The organism is Enterobacter cloacae complex sp. IR5441 (assembly GCF_049238215.1).
Taxonomy (GTDB): Bacteria; Pseudomonadota; Gammaproteobacteria; order Enterobacterales; family Enterobacteriaceae; genus Enterobacter; species Enterobacter hormaechei_C.
In genome coordinates this window covers 1-1,193 of sequence record NZ_JBMKIA010000109.1, presented here as the reverse complement: position 1 = coordinate 1,193, position 1,193 = coordinate 1, and the positions used below count along the sequence as shown (strand labels likewise).

Annotated in this window: 2 protein-coding genes and 1 pseudogene; 2 read left to right on the top strand and 1 reads right to left on the bottom strand. The window is 51.0% G+C overall.

The features are described 5' to 3' along the window. Positions 1 to 133: 133 nt before the first annotated feature. Together ACOTX5_RS26560 and ACOTX5_RS26555 are read left to right on the top strand one after the other, a co-directional pair. A pseudogene (locus ACOTX5_RS26560) lies at positions 134 to 354 on the top strand (type I restriction-modification system subunit M N-terminal domain-containing protein); the annotation flags it as partial. 140 nt (positions 355 to 494) lie between these two features. Beyond that, the gene (locus ACOTX5_RS26555) at positions 495 to 749 is read left to right on the top strand and encodes a hypothetical protein (RefSeq protein ID WP_000880375.1); all 255 of its coding nucleotides are present in this window, start codon (positions 495 to 497) and stop codon (positions 747 to 749) included. 2 nt (positions 750 to 751) lie between these two features. Here the strand turns inward: ACOTX5_RS26555 and ACOTX5_RS26550 are convergent. Next, on the bottom strand, positions 752 to 1,193 hold a 442-nt coding region (locus ACOTX5_RS26550; protein ID WP_276529650.1), incomplete at its 5' end, for a 3'-5' exonuclease.

The window sequence follows — 1,193 nt, the reverse complement described above, 5'->3', positions numbered from 1 at the left end:
GGCTATTTGCAATCTGAGGTTGGATTGTAGATTTTAGTTAGAAATGGATCAAAGTCCGTTTTGTGCAAAACTTGGTTGACAACCCTCTTTTGGAAGATGTGCCGTTTCGTGCAAAAGTTGGTTGGAGGCCAAGATGGCAGAGTTCGTAGGTTCGGCTGCTTCGCAAGCTGATTTCATTTGGAAGAACGCGGAAGACCTGTGGGGGGGGATTTCAAGCATACCGACTTCGGCAAGATCATTTTGCCGTTTACTCTGCTGCGTCGATTGGAGTGCGCACTGGAGTCTACACGGGAAGCATCGCTCGATAGCCAACCAGCCACGATTGAGTTCTTAGAAGCAGAGTTCAGTGTTGATTTCGATGCGCTGCTATCTTGACCGCCAATCAGACCCGCATGGTTCAGGTTTGTGTATGAGAGTCCCCAAATGGCTGTAGTTCTAACCAAAGCCTTGATTGAAGCCGGCCGCGCCGGAAATAGTGGGTACAGAAAAGGCAGTTGCTTGCGCTGGGCGTAAGTTACCCGCCGAAAAGCGGCTGGATCGAACGACTGATCGGCACTGAGGTATCTGACGAGCAGTACGAACGCTTTCTGGGGCACAGCACGAGCAAGCAGGCTGAACAGATCCTACGCGGAGAGCAGCCAGCCAAGGGGCTTCAGTATGCAAAGCGAGCGAAGAAGCTCGCTTCTGAAAGAAAAGCCACAATTGATCTGGATAACGAGCACCTGTCTGAAATCGAAAAGTATCGGTAGCCCTAGACTTTTAGCCGCTGAAGATCTCTTAGATACCATTGGTGAAACTTGCTGAAGTCAGCCTTCTGTTTCTCTACCGTGCTGTTATAGATCGCATCACTGGTAACCGCACAAGCAGTCCAGCCAGCCTCATAGACGAAGCGAGTAGCTATCGGTGACTTCTTCGGGGTGCTATCCCAGCGGTTTTTGAGCCACCGCGCAAGCCCTTCATCAAGAGGGACCACCAGATTTAGCTGCTGTTTTGTGCGAGTGATACCGACATAAAACAGCCGACGTTCCTCCTCGATTTCCTCTTCGGCCGGAGGGGTGTTCATCGATGTGCGAACGCTGTAAACATCATCGGGTTTGCCGCCAGGAAATTCCTGCTCATTCAGCCCGATCAGGGGTCGTCTCAGAAAACGGAATCTATGGTCACTCCCGTTTTTGCAACACCGATTTTGACGA